Source organism: Mycolicibacter terrae (genome assembly GCF_010727125.1).
Taxonomy (GTDB): Bacteria; Actinomycetota; Actinomycetes; order Mycobacteriales; family Mycobacteriaceae; genus Mycobacterium; species Mycobacterium terrae.
This window is the reverse complement of sequence record NZ_AP022564.1, coordinates 4,061,675-4,085,825: the sequence shown is the minus strand read 5'-3', so window position 1 is coordinate 4,085,825 and position 24,151 is coordinate 4,061,675. Positions and strand designations below refer to the sequence as shown.

The 24,151-nt window shown below is 69.0% G+C and carries 19 protein-coding genes; 11 read left to right on the top strand and 8 right to left on the bottom strand.

The features are described 5' to 3' along the window. Positions 1 to 2 precede the first annotated feature (2 nt). Positions 3 to 899 (bottom strand): alpha/beta hydrolase, encoded by an 897-nt coding sequence (locus G6N23_RS19300; RefSeq protein ID WP_085260593.1) that lies wholly within the window; start codon positions 897 to 899, stop codon positions 3 to 5. An 88-nt stretch (positions 900 to 987) separates the two neighbouring features. Between G6N23_RS19300 and G6N23_RS19295 the strand changes: the two genes are divergently transcribed. Then, positions 988 to 2,220: an alpha/beta hydrolase gene (locus tag G6N23_RS19295; RefSeq protein WP_085260594.1), complete on the top strand. Its 1,233-nt coding sequence runs from the start codon at positions 988 to 990 to the stop codon at positions 2,218 to 2,220. 45 nt (positions 2,221 to 2,265) lie between these two features. Continuing rightward, positions 2,266 to 3,681 carry a WS/DGAT/MGAT family O-acyltransferase gene (locus G6N23_RS19290; protein ID WP_085260595.1) on the top strand — a complete coding sequence of 472 codons (1,416 nt, stop codon included), beginning with the start codon at positions 2,266 to 2,268 and terminating at the stop codon, positions 3,679 to 3,681. A 106-nt stretch (positions 3,682 to 3,787) separates the two neighbouring features. On the opposite strand, the gene fadD12 is transcribed toward G6N23_RS19290, so the two are convergent. Further along, positions 3,788 to 5,425: an acyl-CoA ligase FadD12 gene (gene fadD12, locus G6N23_RS19285; RefSeq protein ID WP_085260596.1), complete on the bottom strand. Its 1,638-nt coding sequence runs from the start codon at positions 5,423 to 5,425 to the stop codon at positions 3,788 to 3,790. Between the two features lie 5 nt (positions 5,426 to 5,430). Continuing rightward, on the bottom strand, positions 5,431 to 6,171 hold the full coding sequence (locus G6N23_RS19280; RefSeq protein ID WP_234808598.1) for a 1-acyl-sn-glycerol-3-phosphate acyltransferase: 741 nt from the start codon (positions 6,169 to 6,171) through the stop codon (positions 5,431 to 5,433). Between the two features lie 160 nt (positions 6,172 to 6,331). Between G6N23_RS19280 and G6N23_RS19275 the strand changes: the two genes are divergently transcribed. From G6N23_RS19275 to G6N23_RS19260, 4 genes are all read left to right on the top strand, one after another. Then, positions 6,332 to 7,111 (top strand): crotonase/enoyl-CoA hydratase family protein, encoded by a 780-nt coding sequence (locus G6N23_RS19275; RefSeq protein ID WP_085260881.1) that lies wholly within the window; start codon positions 6,332 to 6,334, stop codon positions 7,109 to 7,111. Between the two features lie 173 nt (positions 7,112 to 7,284). After that, positions 7,285 to 9,120: an acyl-CoA dehydrogenase gene (locus G6N23_RS19270; protein WP_085260597.1), complete on the top strand. Its 1,836-nt coding sequence runs from the start codon at positions 7,285 to 7,287 to the stop codon at positions 9,118 to 9,120. A 299-nt stretch (positions 9,121 to 9,419) separates the two neighbouring features. After that, entirely contained in the window at positions 9,420 to 14,234 is a 4,815-nt protein-coding gene (locus G6N23_RS22470; protein ID WP_157997498.1) for a PGRS repeat-containing protein, read from the top strand. 71 nt (positions 14,235 to 14,305) lie between these two features. Beyond that, positions 14,306 to 14,797 carry a hypothetical protein gene (locus G6N23_RS19260; protein WP_085260598.1) on the top strand — a complete coding sequence of 164 codons (492 nt, stop codon included), beginning with the start codon at positions 14,306 to 14,308 and terminating at the stop codon, positions 14,795 to 14,797. Positions 14,798 to 14,820: 23 nt separating this feature from the next. Here the strand turns inward: G6N23_RS19260 and G6N23_RS19255 are convergent, their stop codons facing one another. From G6N23_RS19255 to G6N23_RS19245, 3 genes are read right to left on the bottom strand one after another with little or no spacing between them, the layout of a single operon-like run. After that, a complete protein-coding gene (locus G6N23_RS19255; protein ID WP_085260599.1) occupies positions 14,821 to 15,576 on the bottom strand; it encodes a hypothetical protein in 756 nt (251 codons plus the stop codon). Positions 15,577 to 15,619: 43 nt separating this feature from the next. Next, positions 15,620 to 17,092 (bottom strand): aldehyde dehydrogenase, encoded by a 1,473-nt coding sequence (locus G6N23_RS19250; RefSeq protein WP_085260600.1) that lies wholly within the window; start codon positions 17,090 to 17,092, stop codon positions 15,620 to 15,622. 54 nt (positions 17,093 to 17,146) lie between these two features. Continuing rightward, entirely contained in the window at positions 17,147 to 17,917 is a 771-nt protein-coding gene (locus G6N23_RS19245; protein WP_085260601.1) for a class I SAM-dependent methyltransferase, read from the bottom strand. A gap of 44 nt (positions 17,918 to 17,961) precedes the next feature. Here G6N23_RS19245 and G6N23_RS19240 point away from each other — a divergent pair, with 44 nt between their 5' ends. Together G6N23_RS19240 and G6N23_RS19235 are read left to right on the top strand one after the other, a co-directional pair. After that, a complete protein-coding gene (locus tag G6N23_RS19240) occupies positions 17,962 to 19,116 on the top strand; it encodes a glycosyltransferase family 4 protein (protein WP_085260602.1) in 1,155 nt (384 codons plus the stop codon). Positions 19,117 to 19,135: 19 nt separating this feature from the next. Beyond that, the gene (locus G6N23_RS19235) at positions 19,136 to 19,558 is read left to right on the top strand and encodes a thiol-disulfide oxidoreductase DCC family protein (RefSeq protein ID WP_085260603.1); all 423 of its coding nucleotides are present in this window, start codon (positions 19,136 to 19,138) and stop codon (positions 19,556 to 19,558) included. Positions 19,559 to 19,578: 20 nt separating this feature from the next. On the opposite strand, the gene G6N23_RS19230 is transcribed toward G6N23_RS19235, so the two are convergent. Together G6N23_RS19230 and G6N23_RS19225 are read right to left on the bottom strand one after the other, a co-directional pair. Continuing rightward, positions 19,579 to 21,093: an HNH endonuclease signature motif containing protein gene (locus G6N23_RS19230; RefSeq protein ID WP_085260604.1), complete on the bottom strand. Its 1,515-nt coding sequence runs from the start codon at positions 21,091 to 21,093 to the stop codon at positions 19,579 to 19,581. 198 nt (positions 21,094 to 21,291) lie between these two features. Then, positions 21,292 to 21,912 (bottom strand): TetR/AcrR family transcriptional regulator, encoded by a 621-nt coding sequence (locus G6N23_RS19225; RefSeq protein ID WP_085260882.1) that lies wholly within the window; start codon positions 21,910 to 21,912, stop codon positions 21,292 to 21,294. A gap of 157 nt (positions 21,913 to 22,069) precedes the next feature. On the opposite strand from G6N23_RS19225, the gene G6N23_RS19220 reads away from it, so the two are divergent. The 3 genes from G6N23_RS19220 to G6N23_RS19210 are packed head-to-tail and all read left to right on the top strand — an operon-like array spanning position 22,070 to position 24,146. Next, positions 22,070 to 22,792: a hypothetical protein gene (locus G6N23_RS19220; protein ID WP_085260605.1), complete on the top strand. Its 723-nt coding sequence runs from the start codon at positions 22,070 to 22,072 to the stop codon at positions 22,790 to 22,792. Beyond that, positions 22,789 to 23,541, top strand: a complete 753-nt coding sequence (locus tag G6N23_RS19215) for a hypothetical protein (protein WP_085260606.1) — start codon at positions 22,789 to 22,791, stop codon at positions 23,539 to 23,541. Before G6N23_RS19220 ends, G6N23_RS19215 begins: the two co-directional genes overlap by 4 nt. Then, positions 23,538 to 24,146, top strand: a complete 609-nt coding sequence (locus G6N23_RS19210; RefSeq protein WP_085260607.1) for a cytochrome c oxidase subunit 3 — start codon at positions 23,538 to 23,540, stop codon at positions 24,144 to 24,146. Before G6N23_RS19215 ends, G6N23_RS19210 begins: the two co-directional genes overlap by 4 nt. The last annotated feature ends 5 nt before the right edge of the window (positions 24,147 to 24,151 follow it).

Here is a 24,151-nt window from a genome sequence, read left to right as displayed (position 1 = left end):
GATCAGCCCTCCCGAGCGAATGCGTTTCGCAGGCTGGCGCACTGGCTGGCGAAGAACGACCGCGAGACCGGCGCCTTGGCCAGCAGCAGATCGAAACCATGGAACGCACCCGCGATGGTTCCGACCTCGCACGGCACGCCTGCCTGCCGGAGCCGGTCCGCGTAGGCCAGATCCTCGTCGTGGAACATGTCCAGGGTGCCCACGCCGATCCAGGCCGGCGCCAGCCCGCTCAGATCGGTGCGCCGAGCCGGCACCGCGACCTGCGGATCTGCATCGCCCAGATACGACGTCCAGCCGAACCGATTGCTCCGCGGGCTCCACAACCGGTAGCCCGGATCGGCCGGTAGCTGCGCGCTGCGATCGTCGAGCATCGGGTAGACCAGCAACTGCAGCACCGGTTGGACCCCGCCGCGGTCGACGGCCAGTTGCGCCAGAGCGGCCGCCAATCCACCGCCTGCGCTCGCCCCGCCGATCGCCACCCGCGCCGGGTCGACTCCGGGCAGCCCGGCCAGCGTCGTCAGCCCTTCCCAGCAGTCCTCCAACCCGGCGGGATAGGAGTGCTCGGGTGCCAGCCGGTAGTCCACCGACGCGACGGTGATACCGAGTTCGTCGCTGAACCTCCGGCAGAGCCGGTCATCCTGGGCGGCCTGGCCGAGCACGTAGCCGCCGCCGTGGATCCACAGCAATGCAGGGGCGGGGTCGGTGGACCCGTCGCGTGGCCGAAAAACCCGGACGTTGCCGCCCGACGGCAGCGGCAGCACGTCGATGCCGCCGGGTTTGCGACGGCCCTGCATGCCGGCGAGCGCCCGCAGCAGGGGCAATGTCCGGGGCCCGATTCCGCCACGCGGAAGAAATCGGGCGGCTCTGCGCAGATCTGGATGGAACCCGCTGCTTACCACTGGCTCAGTATTGCCGGTCCCCGTTGACGGCGGCCGACTACCCACCCGATTACCGTTTACTCTCGCGTCAGCGCGGTACTCTCCCCCAATGACAGCAGCACCGCAGACCGGGGAGACCGGTTGGAACCTGACCGGCCGCCTGCGCTGGTTGAAGCGGGCCCGACCTGCGGACTACCTGCTGGCATTCAGCGTCGCTTCAGCTTCCCTGCCGGTGGTCGGGAAGCGGCTGGAACCCCTGGGCGGGATGACCGCGATGGGGGTGTGGGGTACTCGCCACATGCCGGAGTTCCTGTCCAGCGCGGCCAAATCGTGGCTGACGCCGGGGGCCGCCACCGTCCGCCAGCGCCAGCGTGAACAGACCCGGGCGGTCTCCGAGGCCGCCCTGCGCGGCGTCGTCACCGCCGCCGACCTGGACATCGACTGGCCCCAGCCGCAGCAGGCGCCGCCGGTGTGGAAGGCGTGGCAGCACCGGCGCCACATCCACCGTTCCGGCGTGCGGTACGGCAGTGACCCCGCCCAGGTGCTCGACGTGTGGGCTCCCCGAGAGTTGCCGACGACACCGGCTCCGGTGCTGATCTACATCCCCGGCGGCGCCTGGGTGCACGGCAGTCGGACGCTGCAGGGCTATGCGCTGCTGTCGCACCTGGCCGAGCGCGGCTGGGTCTGCCTGTCCATCGACTACCGGGTCGCGCCGCACAACCGCTGGCCGCGCCACATCATCGACGTCAAGACCGCGATCGCCTGGGCGCACGCCAACGTCGACAAATTCGGCGGCGATCGCAACTTCATCGCCGTGGCGGGCTCCTCGGCCGGCGGACATCTGGCCGCGCTGGCCGGACTGACCGGAAGCGGCCGGGGCGATCGGGACTACGCCGACCAACTCCCCGACGGCGCCGACACCTCGGTGGACGCCGTCGTCGGCATCTACGGACGCTACGACTGGCAGGACCGGTCCACTCCCGAGCGGGTCGCGTTCGTCGACTTCCTGGAACGGGTGGTGGTCGGCAGATCGATCCGGCGACACGGTGACCTCTACCGCAAGGCCTCGCCGATCGCGCAGGTACATTCCGGGGCGCCCCCGTTCCTGGTGGTGCACGGCAGTGCCGACACCGTAATCCCCGTCGCGCAGGCCAGGGCCTTCGCCGACCGGTTACGGGCCGTGTCCCACTCCAAGGTCGGGTACCTGGAACTACCGGGAGCAGGACATGGCTTCGATATGACCGACGGAGCCCGCACCGGTGCGGTGAGCACGGCAATCGGGTTGTTCCTCAATCAAATTCATCGGGACCGCACCACGATCGGCAGCAAACAGGTCATCTGAACACCGGCGGCCGCGGTAAGGTCCCTGCATGGGGATGGTTCGACGGTGAAGCGGCTCAGCGGCTGGGACGCGGTGCTGCTTTACAGCGAGACACCGAACGTGCATATGCACACCCTGAAGGTGGCGGTGATCGAGCTGGACCTCGACCGGCGCGGGTTCGACGTCGAGGCCTTCCGCCGGGTGATCCATAGCCGGCTCTACAAGCTGGACCCGTTCCGCTACCAACTCGTGGACATCCCCGGCAAATTCCACCACCCGATGTGGCGGGAGAACTGTGAAGTCGACCTGACCTACCACATCCGGCCGTGGTCGCTGCCTGCGCCGGGCGGTCGCCGCGAACTCGACGAGGCCATCGGGCAGATCGCCAGTACGCCGCTGGACCGTAGCCGCCCGCTGTGGGAGATGTACTTCATCGAGGGCCTGGCGAACCGGATCGCGGTGGTCGGCAAGATCCACCACGCGCTCGCCGACGGAATAGCCTCGGCGAATCTGATGGCCCGCGGAATGGACCTGCTGACCGGCCCGCAGTTCGAACGGGATTCCTACGAAACCGATCCACCGCCGACCGGTGGCCAACTGGTGCGTTCGGCGTTCCGCGACCATCTGCGGCAGTTGGGCAGGATCCCGGCGACGATCCGCTATACCGCGGCCGGCGTCGGGCGGGTCCGGCGCAGTAGCCGGAAGCTGTCCGCCGAACTGACCCGGCCGTTCACCCCGCCACCGACCTTCATCAACCACATGCTCACCGCGGAACGCCGGTTCGCCACCGCCACCCTCGCGCTGGCCGACATCAAGGCGACCAGCAAGCAGTTGGGGGCCACGATCAACGACCTGGTCCTGGCGATCTCGGCCGGCGCGTTGCGCACGCTGCTGCTGCGCTACGACGGAAAGGCGGACCATCCACTGTTGGCGTCGGTGCCGATGAGCTTCGATTTCTCCCCGGACCGGATCTCCGGCAACCGGTTCTCCGGAGTCCTGGTGGCGTTGCCGGTCGACGTCGAGGGCGTGCTGGAACGGGTCGAAAATGCCAGGCAGGCAGCCAATCTGGCTAAGGAGGCCCACCACCTGGTCGGGCCAGAGTTGGTCAGCAGGTGGTCGGCGTACCTCCCGCCGGCGCCGGCGGAGTCGCTGTTCCGGTGGCTGTCCAGCCGGGACGGGCAGAACAAGGTGCTCAATCTCAACATCTCCAACGTGCCCGGCCCGCGGGAGCGGGGCCGGGTTGGGGGCGCGCTGGTTACCGAGATCTACTCGGTGGGACCGTTGACCGCCGGCAGCGGATTGAACATCACCGTGTGGAGTTATGTGGACCAGCTCAACATCTCGGTGCTGACCGACGGCGCCACCGTTGACGACCCACACGAGGTGACCACCGCACTGGTGAACGAGTTCGTCGACATCCGCCGTGCCGCTGGACTTTCCGAGCAGCTGACGACCGTCGAAACGGCGATGGCCCCGGCCTGAGTCGGCCGTCTGGCGGGGCTCGCCCGATTCGCCGAGCGTGCAACGGTTGCGAAAATCTTGGCGAAAACTGGCGGTCGCTACACGTTCGGCGCCCCCCGGCGTGAAATCAGTCGCCGGCCATCGCCTGCAGTTCACGGCGCAGTACTTTGCCGGTGTTGTTGCGCGGCAGGGAGTCCAGGATGCTGATCTGGCGGGGCACCTTGTAGCCGGCCAGGTGGTCCCGGACGTGCTGCTTGAGTTCCTCGGGTGTGACGCAAGCGCCCGGCTCCAAGACGACGAAGGCCACCAGGCGCTGCCCGTAGTCGGCGTCGTCGACACCGATCACGGCGGCCTCGGCGACGCCGCCATGCCTGGTCAGTGCCTTCTCCGTCTCGATCGGGTAAACGTTCTCGCCGCCGGAGACGATCATCTCGTCGTCGCGGCCGACCACGAAAAGCCTTCCGGTGTCATCGAAGTAGCCCAGGTCGCCGGATGCCATGAAGCCGTCGTGAAACTGCTTCGAGTCGCCGCCGGTGTAGCCGTCGAACTGCGACGAATTGCGGACGAAGATCTGCCCGGTCTGCCCGGGCGGCACCTCGGTGCAATCGGCGTCGAGGATCCGGATCTCGGTTCCCGGAGCCGGACGCCCGGCCGTGTCGGGGGAGTAGCGCAGGTCTTCCGGCGTGGCCAGCGCGATCATGCCGGCCTCGGTCGCGTTGTAGTTGTTGTAGACCACGTCACCGTAGGCGTCCATGAACGCCGTCACGACGTCCGGGCGCATCCGCGATCCGGATGCAGTTGCGAACCGCAGTGAGCGGCAAGGGTATTGGGCCCGGATTTCATCGGGTAAACCCATGATCCGGTCGAACATGACCGGTACCACGCACAATCCGGTCGCGTCGTTGTCCTCCACGAGCGCCAGGGTGGCCTCCGGATCGAACTTGCGCCGGGTGGCGATGGTGCAGGCCATCGTCAAGGCCAGTGCCAGCTGGGAGAACCCCCAGGCGTGAAACATCGGTGCGGCGATGACGACGGTTTCCTCGGTGTGCCAAGGGATTCTGTCAAAGATGGCCTGAAGATCGGCGATCCCGCCGCCGCCGCGCCCGGAGCGACGGGCACCTTTCGGAGTGCCGGTGGTTCCGGAGGTGAGCATGACCAGCTTGCCCGAGCGGGTCGGCTTGGCCGGGCGCCGCCCGGCGTTGGCATCGATCAGGTCGTCCGACGTCAGGCCGGGAATCGGACTGTCGGTCCAGCTGACCACCCGGACGCATTCGGTGTCGGCCGGCAGGGCCAGATCGACCGCGGCGGTGAACTCCGCGTCGTAGAAGATCAGGTCGACGTGTTCGCGGGCCACGATCTCGGCCAGCGCCGGCCCAGCGAAGCTGGTGTTGAGCAACAGTACGTCGGCGCCGATCCGGTTCGCGGCGGCCAGCGCCTCGATGAAGCCGCGGTGATTGCGGCACATCAGGGCGACGGCGCGTGGTGTTCGGCCCGGCAGCCGTTGCAGGGCGGCGGCCAGCGCATCGCAGCGCCGGTCGAGCTGCGCATAGCTGCACGTGCCGCGTTCGTCGATGATCGCCGCCCGCTCCCCGCAACGCTGCGCCGCCATGGCGATCCCGGTGGTGGTGGTGCCGCCGTCGGCGGCCGCCGCGGCGGCGATCCGCAGGTACTTGTCGGGCCGCAGCGGCGCCAGCAGCCCGGCACGGGTGAAGGTTTGCAGCATCGATCCGATCCGGGCGAGCCGCTCGAACGGTCCGGGGGCCATCCCGCTCAGCCCAGGATCGGGAGGCGGCGCTCGCGCGCCAGCTCGTCCAGTGCGTCCTGCATGACGGCGCGCACGTGCGCGTCGACGACGTCGATATCGGGGTCTTCACCGAATTCGGCGATGATGTCGATGGGCTCGCAGACCTGCATGACGATCTTGGTGGGCAGCGGCAGGTTGATCGGCAGCACCGCCGACAGCCCGAACGGGAAGCCGAACGAGATGGGCAGGATTTTGGCGCGCAGCAGTTTGTCCAGCCGCAACGCCTTGGCCAGTCCGGTGCCACGCGACAGGTAGAGCTGGCTTTCCTGACCGCCGATGCCGACCGTCGGCACCAGCGGCACGTGCGCGTTGATCGCCGCGCGGATGTAGCCTTTGCGGCCGCCGAAGTCGATCTTGTTCTCCTGCAGGGTCGGCCGGTAGACGTCGTAGTCACCGCCGGGGAAGACCACCACCACGCCGCCGGAGCGCAGCGCCTCGTCGGCGTTGGAGTGGTTGGCGGGGATGAAGCCGGTCTTGCGGAAGAAGTCGGCGGTGACGCCGGTGAAGATCAGGTCGTGGCTCAACGTGTAGACGGGACGCTCGTAGCCGAACTTGTCGTAGAAGCCGGTGGCGAATACCGGGACGTCCATCGCGAACAGGCCGCCGGAATGGTTCGACACCACCAGGGCGCCGCCGTTGGGGAACGACTCCAGGCCGCGCACCTCGGCCCGGTGGTATCCCTTGACGAGCGGACGCAGCAAACCCATCACCCGCTCGGTCAGGCCCGGATCCCACTTGGTGATGGGCCTGGGCACGTCATCTGACCAGTCGTTATCCGGTGTGTCCACCGTGGCCCCTTCAATTGAAACGTGTTCTAGTTTTGCCCATGTTACCGGCCCGGCAGGGGTGGTCGATAGCATCGGCGAGATGAGCGATGACGCCAGCGTGAAACCGGAAGTCCTGGTCGAACAACTCGACCGAATCCTGATCATCACGATCAACCGTCCCGAGGCCAAGAACGCGGTCAACGCCGCGGTCAGCCAGGGTCTGGCGGACGCGATGGACCGTCTCGACGACGATCCGGGCCTGTCGGTGGGGATCCTGACCGGCGCCGGCGGGACGTTCTGCGCCGGAATGGATCTCAAGGCGTTCGCGCGGGGCGAGAACGTGGTGGTGCCCGGTCGCGGGCTCGGCTTCACCGACCGACCGCCGGCCAAGCCGCTGATCGCCGCGGTCGAGGGATATGCCCTGGCCGGTGGAACCGAGCTGGCCCTGGCCGCCGACCTGATCGTGGCGGCGCGCGACGCGGTTTTCGGGATTCCCGAGGTCAAGCGCGGGCTGGTGGCTGCGGGCGGCGGGCTGTTGCGGCTTCCCCAGCGCATCCCGCAGGCTCTCGCCATGGAGCTGGCGTTGACCGGTGAGAGCCTGCCGGCAGTGCGGGCACATGAACTGGGCATGGTCAACGTGCTGGCCGAGCATGAGACGGTGCGCAACGCCGCGATCATGCTGGCCGAGAAGATCACCGCCAACGGGCCGTTGGCGGTGGCCGCCACCAAGCGGATCATCACCGAATCGCGGGGCTGGGACCCGGCAGAGATGTTCGCCGAGCAGCTCAAGATCGCCCTGCCGGTGCTGACCTCCAAGGACGCCAAGGAGGGCGCGGTGGCGTTCGCCGAGAAGCGCCTGCCGCAGTGGACCGGCACCTGACGCTCCTCGCATCGACCTTGCTGGTTCGTGTCGACCTGCCCCGAGTCGAACTTCGTCGTCGGGCTCAGCGCGGCGTCGACAGCTGAGGCCGACCGCGGAGCGCGCCGCGGCTCTCCCGGCTGGGATGCGCTGAAACCCCGGTAGCCGTCGCGGGTCCGGCGCATGCTTGACCCATGGGTCATTACAAGAGCAATGTCCGCGACCTGGAATTCAATCTGTTCGAGCTGCTGGGGTTGGAACAGTGCCTGGCCGAGGGCGCCTTCGGCGATCTGGACGGCGACACCGTGCGCCAGATGCTGGCCGAAGCCGCCCGGCTCGCCGAGGGCCCGGTGGCCGAGTCGTTCGCCGAGAGCGACCGCCATCCACCGGTGTTCGACCCGGACACCCATACCGTGTCACTGCCCGAGCCGTTCAAGGCGTCGCTGCGGGCCTGGCAGGAGGGGGAGTGGTTCCGCATCGGCCTGACCGAGGACGTCGGTGGCGTACCGGCGCCGGCAATCGTCTCCTGGGCGATCAACGAACTTGTGCTGGGCGCCAATCCCGCGGTGTTCATGTTCATGGCCGGGCCGGTCTTCGCCAACATCCTCTACGACCTGGGCAACGAACAACAGAAGCACTGGGCGGCCATGGCGATCGAACGCAACTGGGGCGCCACCATGGTCCTCACCGAGCCCGATGCAGGTTCCGACGTCGGCGCCGGCCGGACCAAGGCGATCGAGCAGCCCGACGGCAGCTGGCACATCGACGGCGTCAAGCGGTTCATCACCAACGGCGACAGTGACGACCTGTTCGAGAACATCATGCACATGACCCTGGCCCGTCCCGAGGGCGCCGGGCCGGGAACCAAGGGGCTCAGCCTGTTTCTGGTGCCCAAATATCTGCCGGACCCCGAGACCGGCGAGCCCGGTGAGCGCAACGGGGTGTTCGTCACCGGGCTGGAACACAAGATGGGACTGAAGGTTTCGACCACCTGCGAGCTGACCTTCGGCCAGCACGGCACCCCGGCGAAGGGCTGGCTTGTCGGCGACTCCCGCAACGGCATCGCGCAGATGTTCCACGTCATCGAGTACGCGCGAATGATGGTGGGCACCAAAGCGATCGCTACGCTCTCGACCGGGTATCTCAATGCGCTGGAGTACGCCAAGACCCGTATTCAGGGCGCCGACATGACCCAGATGACCGAAAAGACCGCGCCACGGGTGACGATCATCCACCATCCGGACGTGCGTCGTGCCCTGATGATGCAGAAGGTCTATGCCGAGGGGATGCGGGCGCTGTACCTCTACACCGCGGCCCACCAGAACCCGCAGGTGGCCATGTTGGTCTCAGGCGCGGATGCCGAGCTCGCTGAGCGGGTCAACGACTTGCTGCTGCCGATCGTCAAAGGGGTCGGCTCGGAACGGGCTTACCAATACCTGACCGAATCGCTGCAGACGTTCGGTGGATCCGGGTTCCTGCAGGACTATCCGATCGAGCAGTACATCCGCGACGCCAAGATCGACAGCCTCTACGAGGGCACCACCGCCATTCAGGCGCAGGACTTCTTCTTCCGCAAGATCGCCCGCGACCGCGGCGTGGCACTGGGGCATCTGGTAGCCCAGATCGAAGAGTTCCTCGACAGCGGCGACGCGCGTTCCGAGCTTGCAGACTCCCGCAAACTGCTGGCCACCGCTCTCGACGATGTGCGGGCGATGGCCACCACGATGACCGGATATCTGCTCGGTTCGCAGCAGGATGCCCGCGAGCTCTACCGGGTGGGCTTGGAGTCGGTGAGGTTTCTGCTCGCCGCGGGTGACTTGGTGATCGGCTGGTTGCTGTTGCGGCAGGCCGAGATCGCGCTGGGTTCCCTGGATCGTGATCCGTCCGACGCCGACCGGGACTTTTACGCTGGAAAGGTTACCGGGGCAACGTTTTTCGCGGGCGTTGTGTTGCCGCGACTCGGCGCTGAGCGACGTATCGTCGAAAACGACGACCTGGCGGTGATGGAGCTGAGCGAGGACGCCTTCTAGGCTCTGGCCGGCTTTGGCCAGGCTTTGGCCGTCTTTGGCCGTCTTTGGTGGTCGCCGGCCTGCCGTCCACACCGCGAGCGTTGCGCGCGGGGCCGACCCGGCGCGCGATACGCCATTTTCATAACCCGAGGCACCCGATGTTGGGAATGCCCCAGTTTTAGGGACAGCCCGCATTTTTGACGCTAGCGTCAGAATTACCTAAGTTTCGGGCGCGTCAATTATGAGAGAGGCCTGGCCAAATGGCTGAGATTCGCCGTAGCCGTCGTGGAAGCAAGCGCAAGTCGTCGGCTGGAAGGCGGGTGATCGGATCCGCGGCTTCGGTGGGGGCCTTCTTGTCATTCGGGCTGGCGCCGTTGGCCTCGGCGCCGATGGCGAACGCAGACTTCGACGATCTGTTCACCGACCTGTTCGATCCAACTGCCTGGGGCAATCTGTCGACGGACTTCAACAGCCTGTTCACCTCGGACTGGGATCTGGCCGGGGGTGCCGATGCCAGCGGTGCCGAGTTGGCCCAGATGTGGGACACGTACTTCTACGCCCCGTTGCATGACGGGCTGCAGGACTGGATCAACTCTGACTTCGGGGCGCAGGTCAACGGCGTGATCAACCAGCTGTTCGCACCGTTCACCGAGGGCTTTTGCGGGATGATCTGCAACGGACTCGATGGCACGGCCGAAAGCGTCGATGGCCAGGCCGGTGGTCTGTGGTTCGGTGACGGCGGCGACGGCTGGTCGTCGGACCTCGAGGGTGTCGTCGGCGGTAACGGTGGGCATGCCGGTGGTATCGGCGACGGCGGCGACGGCGGCGCCGGAGGCTTCGGCGCCGACGGCGGTAACGGCGGCCACGGCGGCGAGATGTGGGGCAACGGCGGCGATGGTGGAGCCGGTGGGGCCGCCACGGCCACCTTGGCGGCGGGCAACGGCGGCATCGGCGGCAGCTCAGGTCAGGCACAGGACTTCTTCGGCATGGGCGCCATCGGCAACGGCGGCGACGGCGGTGTCGGCGGCGCGGGTTGGACAGGCGCCAATGGCACGGCGGGCACCGCGCCCGGCGGCACCGGTGGCAACGGGACGGCCGGCACCAACGGTGGTAACGGCGGCGCTGGCGGTGCGGGTTCGTCGATTCTGGGTCTGGGCGGCAACGGCGGCGCCGGCGGCGCCGGTGGTAACGGCGGCAACGGCGGGACCGGGGCGACCGGGGCAGCCGGGACGTTCGATGACAACGGGGATGGCAACGGCGGCACCGGCGGCAACGGCGGCGACGGTGCGATCGGCGGCAACGGCGGCAAGGGCGGCGCGGCCGGTACCGGCGCCTCGCTGTTCGGCGGCGGCGGCGTCGACGGCGTCGGTGGCGATGCCGGTAACGGCGGTGCTGCGGGTGTGGCCGGTGACGGCGGGGCCGGTGCGGCCGGGACCGCCGCGCACGTCGACGGCGGTAACGGTGGCACCGGTGGCGACTCGGGCACCGCTGCGGCCGCGGGCAGTGCCGGCACGGGTTCGGCCAACGGCAACGCCGGCGCGGCCGGCGCCGGACCGACCGGGGGCAACGGCGGGGCCGGAGGCAATGGCTACGACGCGTCGACGGGCGACGTCGCCGGTGCCACCGGCGGCAATGGCGGCACCGGCGGTAATGGCGGCGCCTACGGCAACGGCGGTGACGGCGGCATCGGCGGCAGGGGCGCCAACGGCCTCGCCGGCGACGCGGCTGCCGGTACCGACGGCACGATCGGTGGCGCCGGTGGCACCGGTGGGGCCGGCGGCCAGGGCGGCTCGGTCGCCGGCAATGGCGGCAACGGCGGCAACGGAGGTGTCGGTGGAACCGGTGGTGCAGGTACCAGCGGCACCGATGGCGCCGCGGGCACCGACGCGGCCGCCGACAGTGGAGCTGACGGCGGCATCGGCGGCGATGGCACCGACGGCACCAACGGTGGTGATGGTGGCGCCGGCGGCGCGGGAGGTGCCGGGGGCACGGCTGCCCACGGCAACGCCGGAAACGACGGCGCCGGTGGTCTGGGCGGCGACGGTGGAGCGGCCGGCAACGCCGGAAACGGTGGTGACGGCGGCGACGGCGCCAACAGCCTCACCGAGACCGTCGGCGGCAAGGGCGGCGACGGCGGTCAGGGCGGCGACCGCGGAACCGCCGGCAACGGCGGGCAGGGCGGCCTGAGCGGCGATGGCCAGACCCGGTCAGCTGATGGTGCGGCCGGCGCCGCCGGGACCGGCGGCAACGGTGGCCGGGGCGGCGACGGCAGCGGCGGCCAGGTGATCACCGTCGCCGGCCAGCAGGTGATCCAGAACGGCGCCGACGGTGGTGCCGGCGGTGCCGCCGGGGCGGAAGGCACCGGCGGCGTGGGCGGCAACGGTGGCGCGGGTGCGAACGGCACCGATGGCGTCACCGACCCGGTGACCGGTGATGGCACGGCCGGGTCGGCCGGCGGCAACGGCGGTGCCGGTGGTGCCGGCGGCGCCGGCGGCAGCACGTCGGGCGACGGCGGGGCGGGCGGTAACGCCGGCGTCGGCGGCAAGGGCGGTAACGGTGGCGGCGGTGCCGACGCCGAGGCGGGCAGCGGTAACGCCGGTGGCAACGGCGGCAGTGCCGGCGCCGGTGGCACCGGCGGGGCCGGCGGGCAAGGCGGCTCGGCCACCAACGGCAACGGTGGCGCCGGCGGTAATGCCGGTGCCGGCGGCGATGCGGGCACCGCGGGAAGCGGTGGTGACGGCGCCGGTGGCGGCACCGCGGATACCGCCGGTAAGGGTGGTGACGGTGGTGCGGGCGCCGACGGTGGTAACGCGGGCACGGCCGGCAACGGCGGTACCAGCGCCGGTGGTGGCAGCGTGGGCAACGCCGGCGACGGCGCCGCGGACGGTGCGAATGCCGATGGCGGTACCGGCGGTAACGGCGGCAACGGTCAGGTGGTCACCATCGGCGGTGTGCCGGTGGCCCAGGCCGGCGGCGACGGTGGCGCGGGCGGTGATGCCGCGACCAATGGCAACGGCGGAACCGGCGGTAACGGCGGTACCGGCGCCAACGGGGTCGACGGTGAGACCGACGGTGACGGCAACGGAACCACCGGCACCGACGGTGGCGCCGGTGGCGCCGGCGGCACCGGCGGTGCCGGCGGTACCGACTCGGGCAACGGTGGCGCCGGTGGACACGGTGGTGATGCCGGCGACGGTGGCGCCGGCGGAAGCGGCGTGGACGGCCCGAACGGCGGCACCGGCGGCTTCGGTGGCAGCGGCGGTACGGCCGGAAACGGTGGCACCGGTGGCACCGCGGCGAACGGCACCGGCGGTGCCGGTGGGGATGCCGGCAACGGCGGTGACGGCGGTACGGCGGGCAATGGCGGCAATGCCACCGACCCGGCCGGAACCGGCGGGGCCGGCGGCACCGGCGGCAACGCCGGCAATGCCGGCGACGGCGGCACCGGGGGCACCGGTTCGGTCAGCGGCGGCAAGGGCGGCGACGGCGGTGACCGCGGGACCGCGGGCTCCGGTGGCTCCGGTGGCACCAACGGCGACGGCACGACCGCTGCCGACGGCGACGACGGCGCCGACGCAACCGACGGCGGTGACGGCGGTGCCGGCGGCGCGGGCCTGGACGGCCAGCTCATCACCAACGCCGACGGCAGCGTGACCGCGCAGGCCGGCGGCCTCGGCGGTGACGGCGGCAACGCCGGCCGGATCGGCAACGGCGGCGTGGGCGGTGACGGCGGCAACGGTGCCTCCGGCTTCGGCGACGGTGGCGTCGGCGGCGCCGGTGGTGACGGCGGCACCGGTGGTGACGGCGGCACCGAATCCGGCGACGCCGGTAACGGCGGTAACGGCGGCGATGGCGGCACCATCACCGGCGTTGACGGTGCTAACGCGGCGGCGGGTTCCAACGGCAACGGCGAGGATGGCGGCGCCGGCGGTAACGGCGGTGATGGCGGTAACGGCGGTGACGGCGGCAACGCCGCCCACGGCGCCGGCGGCCTCGGCGGCAACGCCGGTAACGGTGGCGGCGCCGGTGATGGCGGTAACGGCGGCAACGGTGCCGGCGGCACCTCCACCAACCAGATCGACGGCCCCGCCGGTAACGGCGGCAATGGCGGCGATGCCGGGCAGCACGGTGGTGCGGCCGGCACCGCCGGGCACGGCGGAACCGGCGAGAACGGCCAGCAGGCCGCCGACGGGCAAGCCGGCAGCGCGGGCAGCGACCGCGCCGACGGCGGCGACGGCGGCAAGGGCGGCGACGGCGCGAGCAGCCGGGTCACGGTCAGGATCGTCGACGGTAAGCCCGTTTACACGGTCACGTCCCTCGCGCAGGCCGGCGGCACCGGCGGTGACGGCGGCAATGCCTCCACCCTGGGCGATGGTGGGCGCGGTGGCGACGGCGGTATGGGCGGCGCCATCGGCCTGGGCGGCAATAGCGCTTCCCCCGACATCACCGGAAAGGACGGTGGCAACGCCGGCAGCGGCGGAAACGGTGCCGGTGAGGGCGGCTCCGGCGGTGATGGCGGCCGTGGCGGCAACGGCGGTGGTGCTGCCAGCAGTGCGAACAACAGAGACACCGTCCTGGGCAACGGCGGCGCCGGTGGCAGTGGTGGAACCGGCGGCGTCAACGGCGCCGGTGGTAACGGCGGCAGCGGCGGCACCGGCGCTACTTACTCAGGCTCTGACTCCCAAGGCATCGGCGGCATCGGCGGCACCGGCGGTACCGGTGGGACCGGCACCGACGGTGGCCGCGGCGGCGGCGGCGGCGGCGGTGGCGGCGGAGGCGCCAGCGACCACGGTGGGACTACGAACCCCACCAACTACTTCGGCCACGGCGGAACCGGCGGCGCCGGTGGTGCCGGCGGCGATGCCGATGGCATTGGCGTGATCGGTGGCGCCGGGGGCACCGGTGGGACCGGCGGCGTCGGCGTCGGCATCGACGAGATCGGCACCGGTGGCACCGGCGGCGCGGGTGGCGCCGGCGGCCTCGTCGGCCCGAACGGCGACGGGACGGGGGGCAACGGCGGTGCCGGTGGCACCGGCACCGACGGGACGACCGGCGGCGACGGCGAGGCCGGTACCGCGGGCCAGGCCGACGGCACCCCCGGTACGGCGGGCGGCGCTGGCTCGAACCCCGCGTAACGCCGAAGCGCGACCAACGACCCCGGCACACCCACCGGGGTCGTTGTTCGTCGGCCACTACGCTCGCCGTTGTGGACACCCACACCCGGAAGTACCGACTACCCGACCACGGCTACACCCTCGTCCGGTGGGCGCACGAGCTGGCCAAAGGGCGCGGCGCGGTGGTGGTGGAACCCGATGTCGAGGGCATCCGTCGTCCCGACGGGGCACTGACTTTCGTCGATGCCGCGCCGTTCAAGACCGCGTGGCAGGGGCCGCTGTCGGTGCTGCGTGAACTGCTCGACCTCGAGGCCCGGGAGATCCGGGCGTGGAGCAAAACCGGCTTTGCCCGTTTCCACCGGGTGACCGCAGCCCGGCGAGTCGACCGGATCTGCCGGGAGCGGGGCAGCGAAGCCGCCGTCGACTGGGTGCTGGCGAACGCGACCGCCGAGGTGAACATCGGCGAGTTGCGGGACCGGCTGGGCGCGCGTCTGTACCACGCCGGCGGATTCGACGAGGACTACTACCGCGCCGAGGTGGGGCGCTGCATCGAACACCGCCGCCGGCGCCATCTCAACGGCTGAGCCCGCTGGCCTCAGCCGCGCCGTTACCGAACCTTGTAGGTGGACGGCCACGAGACCCGGGTGTCGTCGCCCACCAGGGCCGTACCTTTGGCGCCGACGGTGACGTTGTAGGCCTCCTGGCCCGGGCCGACTTCGCGGTTGGCGTGTTCTTGCGCCAGGTAATACAACTGGTCGATCTCCAGGTCGACGAACGCGACGAAGCTGGTCTTGCGCACCGCGTCGCCGAAGCCTGCGGTCATCCGGGAGGTCAAAAGATGCGCCCCGATCGCCACCGCGGCCAGGATGGCGAACGGAATCACCCAGTAGCACAGGTAGGTCAGCGCCGAACCGGTGTCGTGCAGGGTGGCGTCGGGCAGTGTGATCGGCGGGATCAGTGCCGACGCGGACATCGCCGCAAGCGCGCCCAGCCACAGCCACGTCAGCCGGTCGACGACGGGCGCGAACAGCTCGCTCTGCTCCACTGCCGCGGGCAGATCCGCCCGTGCGGCGGCCTGCACCAGGGGATTGCCGAGTAGCCGGTTGATCAGTACCACCGCGAACAGTGCGGCGAAACTCAGCGGCAGCACCCACCGCTGCGCGCCGCCGAGCGCCGGTGCCAGCGCCAGCACCGCGAACGTCGCGACGGCACCGATTGACGGGATCCGGGCCGCGGCCTCACGGCTGCTGAGCAGGGCGGCGACCCCGACGGCCAGCGCCACCGTTGCCGCGATCAGCAGCGGCGCATGTCCCACCAGCACCCAGTACACGGCCCACGGTGCAAACCACAGCAGCACGCCCACGGCCGAAGTATATGGGCTTACCGTTGCGCCGACGGCAACGCGCTCAGGCGTCCAGTGTGTAGCCCATCGGCATCAGCACGCTCTTCTGCTGGGTGAAGTGCTCGACGCCTTCCTTGCCGTTCTCCCGCCCGATACCGGAGTTCTTGTAGCCGCCGAACGGACAGCACGGGTCGAAGGCATACCAGTTGATCGCGTAGGTGCCGGTGCGGATCTTCTTGGAGATCTCGATGCCGCGCGGGACGTCGCTGGTCCATACGCTGCCGGCCAGTCCGTACACCGAGTCGTTGGCGATCTTGATCGCGTCGTCCTCGGTGTCGTAGCCGATGATGGACAGCACCGGCCCGAAGATCTCCTCCTGGGCGATGGTCATGGAGTTGTCCACGTCGGCGAAGACCGTCGGCTGCACGAAGAAGCCGTCGTCCAGACCTTCGGGACGGCCGCCGCCACACACCAGGCGGGCGCCCTCCTCGATGCCCTTCTTGATGTAGCCCTCGACCCGCTCGCGCTGCTTCTCGCTGATCAGCGAGCCGACTTGGGCGGCCGGGTCACTGGGCACGCCGACCGGCATGGCGGTGACGAAGTTCTTGATCGCTTCCACGATCTCCTCGTATCGCGAGCGCGGCGCCAGGATGCGGGTCTGGGCCACACAGGCCTGCCCGGTGTTCATGATTCCGGAGAACACCAGCATCGGGACGGCCGACGCCAGGTCGACGTCTTCGAGCACGATGGCCGCCGACTTGCCGCCGAGCTCCAGGGTGCAGGGCTTGAGCAGCTCCGCGGCGCGCTTGCCGATCTCCTTGCCCACGGCCGAGCTGCCGGTGAAGGAGAAGATGTCCACGTCGGCGTTGGAGGTCAGCGCCTGGCCGGTCTCCACGCCGCCCGGCACCACCGAAAGCACGCCCTCGGGCAGACCGGCGTCGGCGAACGCCTGCGCCAACGCATTGGCGGTCAACGGGGTCTCGGCGGCCGGCTTGAGCACCACGGTGCAGCCGGCCAGCAGCGCCGGGCCCAGCTTGTTGACCGCGAGGAACAACGGCACATTCCACGCCACGATCGCCCCGACCACACCGAGCGGTTCCCGGCGCACGATCGTCTGCCCGTAGGCGCCGGTGCGGATCTCTTCCCAACTGACCTCGTCCACGGCGGGCCCGGCGAAGAAGTTCAGCGCGCCGATCGAGCTCAGCCAGTGCATGGTCTCGACGCCCATCGGCGGCTGACCGGTCTCGGCGGCCAGCAGCGTGGTGAACAGTTCCTTGCGCTCCTCCATCAACTTGATCGCCGCGGCGATGACGGCAGCCCGCTCGGCCGGCGGGGTCGACGGCCACGGCCCGGAGTCGAAAGCGGCGCGCGCGGCCGCCACCGCCGCATCCACATCTGCCTTGGTCGCCAGCGGGACCTTGCCGACGTACTCGCCGGTGGCCGGAGAGCGGACTTCGATCACCTGGTCGGTGGACGGGGCGGTCCACTTGCCGCCGATGAAAAGGGTGTCGTATTCGGTCGCGGTGCTCACGGTCATGGCGCAACCCTACCTAGCCGACGCGAGGATTAGAACACGTTGCAGTCAATGGACTCAGTCGGCTTGTAGAACCAGCACCAGATTGCTGACCAGGAACTCGCGAAGGCCGGGTGCAGAGGTCATCCACCACGCCCATCGCGGGTGATAGCGGGGGAAAGCCGCGACGAGCGCACCGGTGTGACGGGCCCAGTCCAGCCCCTCGGCCGCCGACACCGCAAACAGTGACGAACCGTAGTTGTTCTTGGGCGGGTGGCCGTGCCTGCGGGTGTAGCGAGCCGCGGCTCTGCGCCCGCCCAGATAGTGGGTCAGGCCCATTTCGTGGCCGCCGAACGGGCCCAGCCACACCGTGTAGGACAGCAGGACCAGCCCGCCCGGCCTGGTGACCCGCAGCATCTCGTCCCCGAGCCGCCAGGGCCGCGGCACGTGTTCGGCGACGTTGGACGACAGGCAGATGTCCACGCTGTCGTCGGCGAACGGCAACGCCATCCCCGACGCCCGCACGAAGGTGCCCGGGGAGGTCGCGGACCCGGCCGCATGCATTGCATGCACTTCCCCGGGGTCGGGTTCCACACCGATGTAGCGCAGGCCGGCCTCGGCGAATGCGGTCGCGAAGTAGCCCGGCCCCCCGCCGACGTCGAGCACGGTGCTCCCGATCGGGTCGTCCCCGTGCACGCCCCGCCACAGGTCGGTGACCAGGGCTGCGGTGTCGAGGGCCAGCGCACCATAGAACCGGGCCGGGTCGCTCTGTTCGTAGCGGAACTGGCTCAGCAGGTGCACCGAGCGGGCCAGCGTCGCGCGTCGGGCGAACAGATCGGTGGCGGCCACCGGCCCAAGCCTAGGCCCAGCCCGCGGGACTACCCTGTTCTCCTGTGTCCGGTGTGCGCTCCGTCCTGCTGCTGTGCTGGCGTGACACCGGGCATCCGCAGGGCGGCGGCAGTGAGGCCTACCTGCAGCGCATCGGCGCGGAGTTGGCCGCCGCCGGAGTCGCGGTCACGCTGCGCACCGCCCACTACCCGGGTGCACCCAAACACGAAGTCGTCGACGGGGTGCGGATCAGTCGCCGCGGCGGTCGCTACACGGTGTACCTGTGGGCACTGGCGGTGATGGCGGCCGCGCGCGTCGGGCTCGGCCCGCTGCGGCGGGTGCGGCCGGACGCGGTGATCGACACCCAGAACGGCCTGCCGTTCCTGGCGCGGCTGATCTACGGACGCCGGGTCGCGATGCTGGTGCACCACTGCCACCGTGAGCAATGGCCGGTGGCCGGACCGGTGTTGAGCCGGATCGGCTGGCTGGTGGAGTCGCGACTGTCGCCGTGGCTGAACCGGCGTAACCAGTACGTGACGGTGTCGCTGCCCTCAGCACGCGATTTGATCGAACTGGGTGTGGGCGCCGAACGCATCGCGGTGGTGCGTAACGGCCTCGACGAGGCGCCGCCGGCGACGCTGTCCGGCCCGCGAGCCGAGGCACCCAGGGTGGTGGTGCTGTCCCGGCTGGTGCCGCACAAGCAGATCGAGGATGCCCTGGATGCGGTCGCCGCACTGCGTAGCCGGGTGCCCGGTCTGCGCCTCGACGTCATCGGCGGCGGTTGGTGGGGCGATCGCCTGGTGCAGCACGCCACGGCCCTGGGGATCACCGACGCGGTCACCTTCCACGGCCACGTCGACGAGGACACCAAACACCGACTGGTGCAACAGGCGTGGGTGCATGTGCTGCCGTCCCGCAAGGAGGGGTGGGGGCTGGCTGTCGTCGAGGCCGGCCAGCACGGGGTGCCCACCATCGGCTATCGGGCCTCCGGCGGCCTGGCCGATTCGATCGTCGACGGGGTGACCGGGCTGCTGGTCGACGATCACGACGAACTGGTCGGGCAGCTTCACCGGTTGCTGGCGGACGCGGTGCTGCGCGAACAGCTCGGCGGCAAGGCGCAGGACCGCAGCGCCGAATTCTCTTGGCGGCAAAGCGCTGACGGCCTGCGCGAGGTGCTCGAGGCGGTACGCGAACGCCGCTACGTCAGCGGCGTGGTCTGAGCGACGTGGCGGTGCACCGATGACGAACGCCCACGCTGCGCCGGTGCTGCTCTACGACGGCGTCTGCGGAGTCTGCAACCGATCGGTCCAGACCATCCTTCGCCACGACCGGCGCGGCACCCTGCGATTCGCCGCCCTGGACAGCGACTTCGCCCGCGCGGTCATCGAGCGCCATCCGGACCTGCAAGGCATCGACTCCATGGTCTTCGTCGACGACCCCGGTCAACCCGGCGAGCAGGTCAGCGTTCGATCGGCGGGGGCCCTGAAGGTGGTGCGCTATCTGGGCGGGCCGTTCCGGCTACTCCTGGCGGCCCGCATTATTCCCGCTGGAATCCGTGACCGTCTCTACGACCGCTTCGCCGCCGTCCGCTATCGAATCGGCGGCAAGCATGACACTTGTCCGGTGCCGGCGCCGGAAGTGCGCGCACGGTTCCTGGGTTGAGGGCAACATTGCTCGGCGGCTCAGGATGGCGGGGGCCTGGTGTTGAGAGCGCGTTCGGCGGCGATGGCCCGGGCGCGGTTCTGGGCCCGAGTCCGTCGTCGGGTGGGCATCATCAGGGTTCGGCCAGCCGAATCCGATTGTCGGCCAGTCGGTACGGGTAGGCGGCCGGTCGGTTCGCAGAGGGCGGGGAATAACAGCCGACTGCCGGGGTGGGTGGTGTAGGTTTGGCCGGTCGGACTGAGCCAGTCGATGGTCCCGTCGGCGTGTTGCCGGTCGCGCCAGCCGTGAAACGTCTTGATTAAGTGGTGTTTTCGGCATAGGCAACGCAGGTTTGACGGATGTGTCAGGCCGCCGAGAGCATAGGCGATGGCATGGTCGAGGTCGCAGAATTCAGCCGGCCGGTCACAACCGGGCCACCGGCACGTCATGTCCCGGCAGCGCACAAACTCATCGAGTGCGGTCGAGGGCCGGTACTTCGGTTCGGGGGGACTATCGGGTCCAGGGTGTCGCACCGGCTTGACGGTGGCGCCGGCGGCGATCAGTTCGGCCAGCATCGGTGCCGGGATCAGGGGTCCGCCCAGCAGCAGCGCGGGCCGGGCTTTCGGGGGCGGGTCGGGCTCGGCAGGGCGTGCTACTGGAGCAAACAGGTTCCGTCGGTCGATCGGCGGCGGCGGTGGGTCTTCACCGTTGCGGTGCGCGTCGACAGCGGTACCCATGCTTTCGGCGCTGGCGACCACGTGGATCAGCACCGAACTTGCCGGACGGTCCTGGGTGCCGGGGCAGTCCTCGTTGCCGCACCCGCAGGCCAGGGTCTGCCCGCCGGCGGCCAGCGCGCCGAGGGCGTCGGCGCGGCGTTGGGCGATGGTGCGCGGATCGTCGTCGCAGACGCTGTGCGCCATCGCCATCAGCCGCCGGTCGAGTGCTTCGGCGTCGTGGGCGTGCAGCCGGCCCCACACCGGGGTGGTGGCATGGTCGGTGTTGCGTTTGTCGACCACCAGGTCGCGGGAGCGGGCATTTTGCCGGCTGCGGCGCAGGGCCTCCGGGTCGTGCGCCTCGACGACCGCGTCGATGGCCTGCCCAGTCTTGAACGCCGACAGTGGCCCGTAGTGCAGGGCGTCGGCGGCTAGGGCGGTATCGACCGCGGCAAGCGCCCGACTGTCTTCGATCAAGGTGGTGTGCCAGGAGATGGTGGATACCAGTGCGGCGTTGAGCAGTCCGGCGGCGAACAGTGCCGCCACCTTGGGGAGACGTTCGCGCAGCGCCGAAGCCAAATACATCTGCCCGGATGCCTTCCCGTGGCTGATATCGCAAGCCGCACCGACTTCGGAGGCCACCGCGTCCCAGCCGTCGCAGGCCCATTTCGAATGCGCTGGGTCGTCGTAAAGTTTGCGGCCCATCAGCTCGGCGATCGCCGCCAGGCGGCGGGAAGCCGCGACGGACTCCGCTTGGGCCCACCCTCCGATCGCTGCCACCAGCGCGGCCTCGTCGAGCTCAGCGAGGGTGTCGGGGCCGGGCAGGTCGGTTGATTCGAACATACGTTCGATTGTATGCCTTTCCACTGACTCAAACTTTTTGTCAGGGTCGCGCTATTCACAGCGTGGCCATGAGGAGGTTGAGTGGGGCATGGCGCGCTAACTGAAAGTCCGTGTGTCATGCCGCTGTCGAACTACTACCTCCGGTTCCAGCGGACGGGACTGATTGTCAGGACCTAGTCGCTCCGGATGGCGCTGCCATCAGGCCTGCGGAACCATGCTGCGCAGGCTGCTGGTGACGAATTTCCGCAGCGCCACATCGCGTTCGCCTTCAGATTCTCCGGCCGTGGTGAGCAGCGCGTAGACACCGAGCAGGAAGAACGCCGCACTGTGGTAGGAGTCCACGTCATCGTAGAGTTCGCCGCGAACGCGTGCGCGTTCGATCTCGGCGGCCAGCAGGACGAAGGTCGGGTGATTGGTCCACTGCTCCGGTTCGGGCCGGTTGGGCGAGAAGTAGAGGCTCAGGACATCGCGGAACAGGGCTGAGCCCCAGCGATTTTCGAGGGCCAGAACCAACTCCACGATCACCGTCAACACCGCGGCCAGCTCACGGCGCGTGTCGAGGAATCGGCTCAGTTCTTCGGCAAGGCGCATTTCGTCTCGTCTGATCAGCTCGAGAAGTACATGCTCCTTGGTGGGGAAGTGGAAGTAGAAGGTGCTGCGTGCCACCCCCGCCGCTGTGGCGATGGCGTTGATGTCTGCGGCGTTGGTGCCGGCCCGCTGAAACTCCACGATCGCGGCATCGAGGAGGCGGGCCCGTGTTCTGCGGCGCTGGGCCTCACGCTGGGTCGCACTGGCTGGCACGCGCTCATTGTGCCGCACCCGAGCCACTCACTGACCACTGTCACCCAAAAAGACACTAAACGGGCCCCAGTATGCATATTCGAGTGATCGAACCCCATTTCTCGTTGTCATTTGTCAGTGAGTGTGTTAGACCTAGCAACCGAGCGGGTGGTGGCGGACCAGGCAGGGGCGGGCGATGACGGCAGCGACGGCGATGAACACCAGGGGCCAGCGCATCCTGTTGTGGACGGTGCCGCCGGCGGCGGCATTGTTCGCGCTGGCCTATCTGTTGTTCCCGGTGTTCTCGCCGCCGCTCTCGCCGACGTTGACCCCCGAACAGGTCGCGGCTTTCTTCGCCGAGAACGTGACCGGCATATTGGGCGTCACGATCCTGTGCAACCTCATCGCGTGCTCGCTGGTTCCGCTCTTCGCGGTGACCGCGGTGCAGATTTCCCGGACCGCGACGTCGAGCAGCGTCTTCACCTACGCCTACCTGCTCTGTGTCGGGGTCGGACTGACCGCGTTCATCCTCGCCGACTACTGCTGGGCGATGGCGGCGTTCCGGCCCGAACGCGACCCGCAACTCATCAGCCTGCTCAACGACATGGCGTGGTTCTTCTTCGTCGCACCCGTCGGCACCATCATCGTGCAGAATCTCTGCCTGGCCCTCAGCATCTACCTGGACGCCCGACCGGACCCGGTCTTTCCGCGTTGGGTGGCACACTTCAACATCGGGGTGGCGGCCCTGCTGGTGCCGAGCGCATTTTCGCTGCTGCATAAAACCGGGCCCCTCGCCTGGGACGGCTCGCTGTCGTTTACCCTGCGGCTCAGCGTTTTCGCGGTCTATCTCGTGGTCATGTTCGCCGTCCTCCGCGATGTGGTGAATCGCCAGGGTGACGAGCCTGAGGCGTTGGCATGACCACGACCGCGAAACTGGATCAGTGGATCGCCTTCTGGTCCGTCCCGGTCTTCTTCGCCCTGTTCGGGCTGGTCTTCGTTCCCTTGAGTTGGATGATGCCGCCCCGCTCGCCGAGCGCCTCGCAGACCCAGATCCTCGACTTCATGCAGGCGCACAATCTGCTGATCGCCTGCACCGTACTGACGCTGGCTTTCGGCCTGGCGCCGGTGTCGAATGCGTGTTACCTCATCCAGATCAAGCGGATGTCGGTCAGCCCGGTGTTTCGGTACACCGTCATGATGGGTGCGACCACCGGCACGATCGTCGGCATGCTGTTCGGCATGTTCTGCTTCGGGCTCGGCGCATTCCGGTCCGGCTACGACCCGGCCATCCTGGCGATGCTCTACGACTTCGGCTACCTGGCGTTCATCGGTTCGCTGGGATGTTTCTGCATCATGTGGATGGCATTCGGCCTCGCGATCATTCTCGACAAGAACAACATTCTGCCGAAATGGCTGGGCTACTACACTGTTTGGCAATACGTGACGGAGTTGATGGCGGCCCCGGTGTGGATCACCGAGTCGGGGCCCTTCGCCTGGAACGGTCTGATGACGTTCTGGCTCGCCATGACGTTGTACGTGTCATGGCAGTTCCTTGTGTACGTGTGCATCTACCGGTCGATCAAGAACCAGCCTGAGGTCGAGCTCGAAAACGCCTGGGTTACCGACGAACCCGCGGCTACCGGTTCCCACCAGAGGGCCGCCACATGACCGAGGTCGCAGCGGAGCCCGGCATAGGTGCCGACGCGACCCCGGACCGCCGGGCGCGCAGCCACCTTCCCGGTGAATCGAGCATGTGGTTCTTCGTCATCGGCGACCTGTTCATCTTCGCCGCCTACTTCGTGTCCTACATGTACTTCCGCGGCCAAGACCAAGCCGTGTTCCTGGCAAGTCAAGCCAAAGTGAACCTCAACATCGGCATCGTCAACACCGTTGTGCTGCTGACCAGCTCGCTCTTCGTGGCACTGGGCACGTCCGCGGCCCGAGCCGGCAAGACCACCGATGCGCACCGGTCGTTCTGCCTCGCAGTGGCCTGCGGCGCGGCCTTCCCCCTGCTCAAGATGTTCGAATACATCCCGGAGATCACCGCTGGAATGACACCGGGAACGAACCTGTTCTTCATGTACTACTTCGTGATGACGGGAATGCACCTGTGTCACGTTTTCCTGGGACTCGTGATCCTGTGCTTCGTCGTCCGCAGCCTGCGCGGACCGGCGAAACCCCGAATCTCCTTGGTGGAAACCGGCGCAATCTACTGGCACATGGTCGACGTGTTGTGGCTGATCCTGTTCGCGTTGCTGTACCTGATGAGGTGATCGCT

Coding starts and splice junctions, on each gene's coding strand:
- G6N23_RS19295 (WP_085260594.1), top strand. CDS start 988: ATGACAGCAGCACCGCAGACCGGGGAGACCGGTTGGAACCTGACCGGC.
- fadD12 (WP_085260596.1), bottom strand. CDS start 5,425: ATGGCCCCCGGACCGTTCGAGCGGCTCGCCCGGATCGGATCGATGCTG.
- G6N23_RS19280 (WP_234808598.1), bottom strand. CDS start 6,171: ATGGGTTTGCTGCGTCCGCTCGTCAAGGGATACCACCGGGCCGAGGTG.
- G6N23_RS19275 (WP_085260881.1), top strand. CDS start 6,332: ATGAGCGATGACGCCAGCGTGAAACCGGAAGTCCTGGTCGAACAACTC.
- G6N23_RS19270 (WP_085260597.1), top strand. CDS start 7,285: ATGGGTCATTACAAGAGCAATGTCCGCGACCTGGAATTCAATCTGTTC.
- G6N23_RS19250 (WP_085260600.1), bottom strand. CDS start 17,092: ATGACCGTGAGCACCGCGACCGAATACGACACCCTTTTCATCGGCGGC.
- G6N23_RS19235 (WP_085260603.1), top strand. CDS start 19,136: ATGACGAACGCCCACGCTGCGCCGGTGCTGCTCTACGACGGCGTCTGC.
- G6N23_RS19230 (WP_085260604.1), bottom strand. CDS start 21,093: ATGTTCGAATCAACCGACCTGCCCGGCCCCGACACCCTCGCTGAGCTC.
- G6N23_RS19220 (WP_085260605.1), top strand. CDS start 22,070: ATGACGGCAGCGACGGCGATGAACACCAGGGGCCAGCGCATCCTGTTG.
- G6N23_RS19215 (WP_085260606.1), top strand. CDS start 22,789: ATGACCACGACCGCGAAACTGGATCAGTGGATCGCCTTCTGGTCCGTC.
- G6N23_RS19210 (WP_085260607.1), top strand. CDS start 23,538: ATGACCGAGGTCGCAGCGGAGCCCGGCATAGGTGCCGACGCGACCCCG.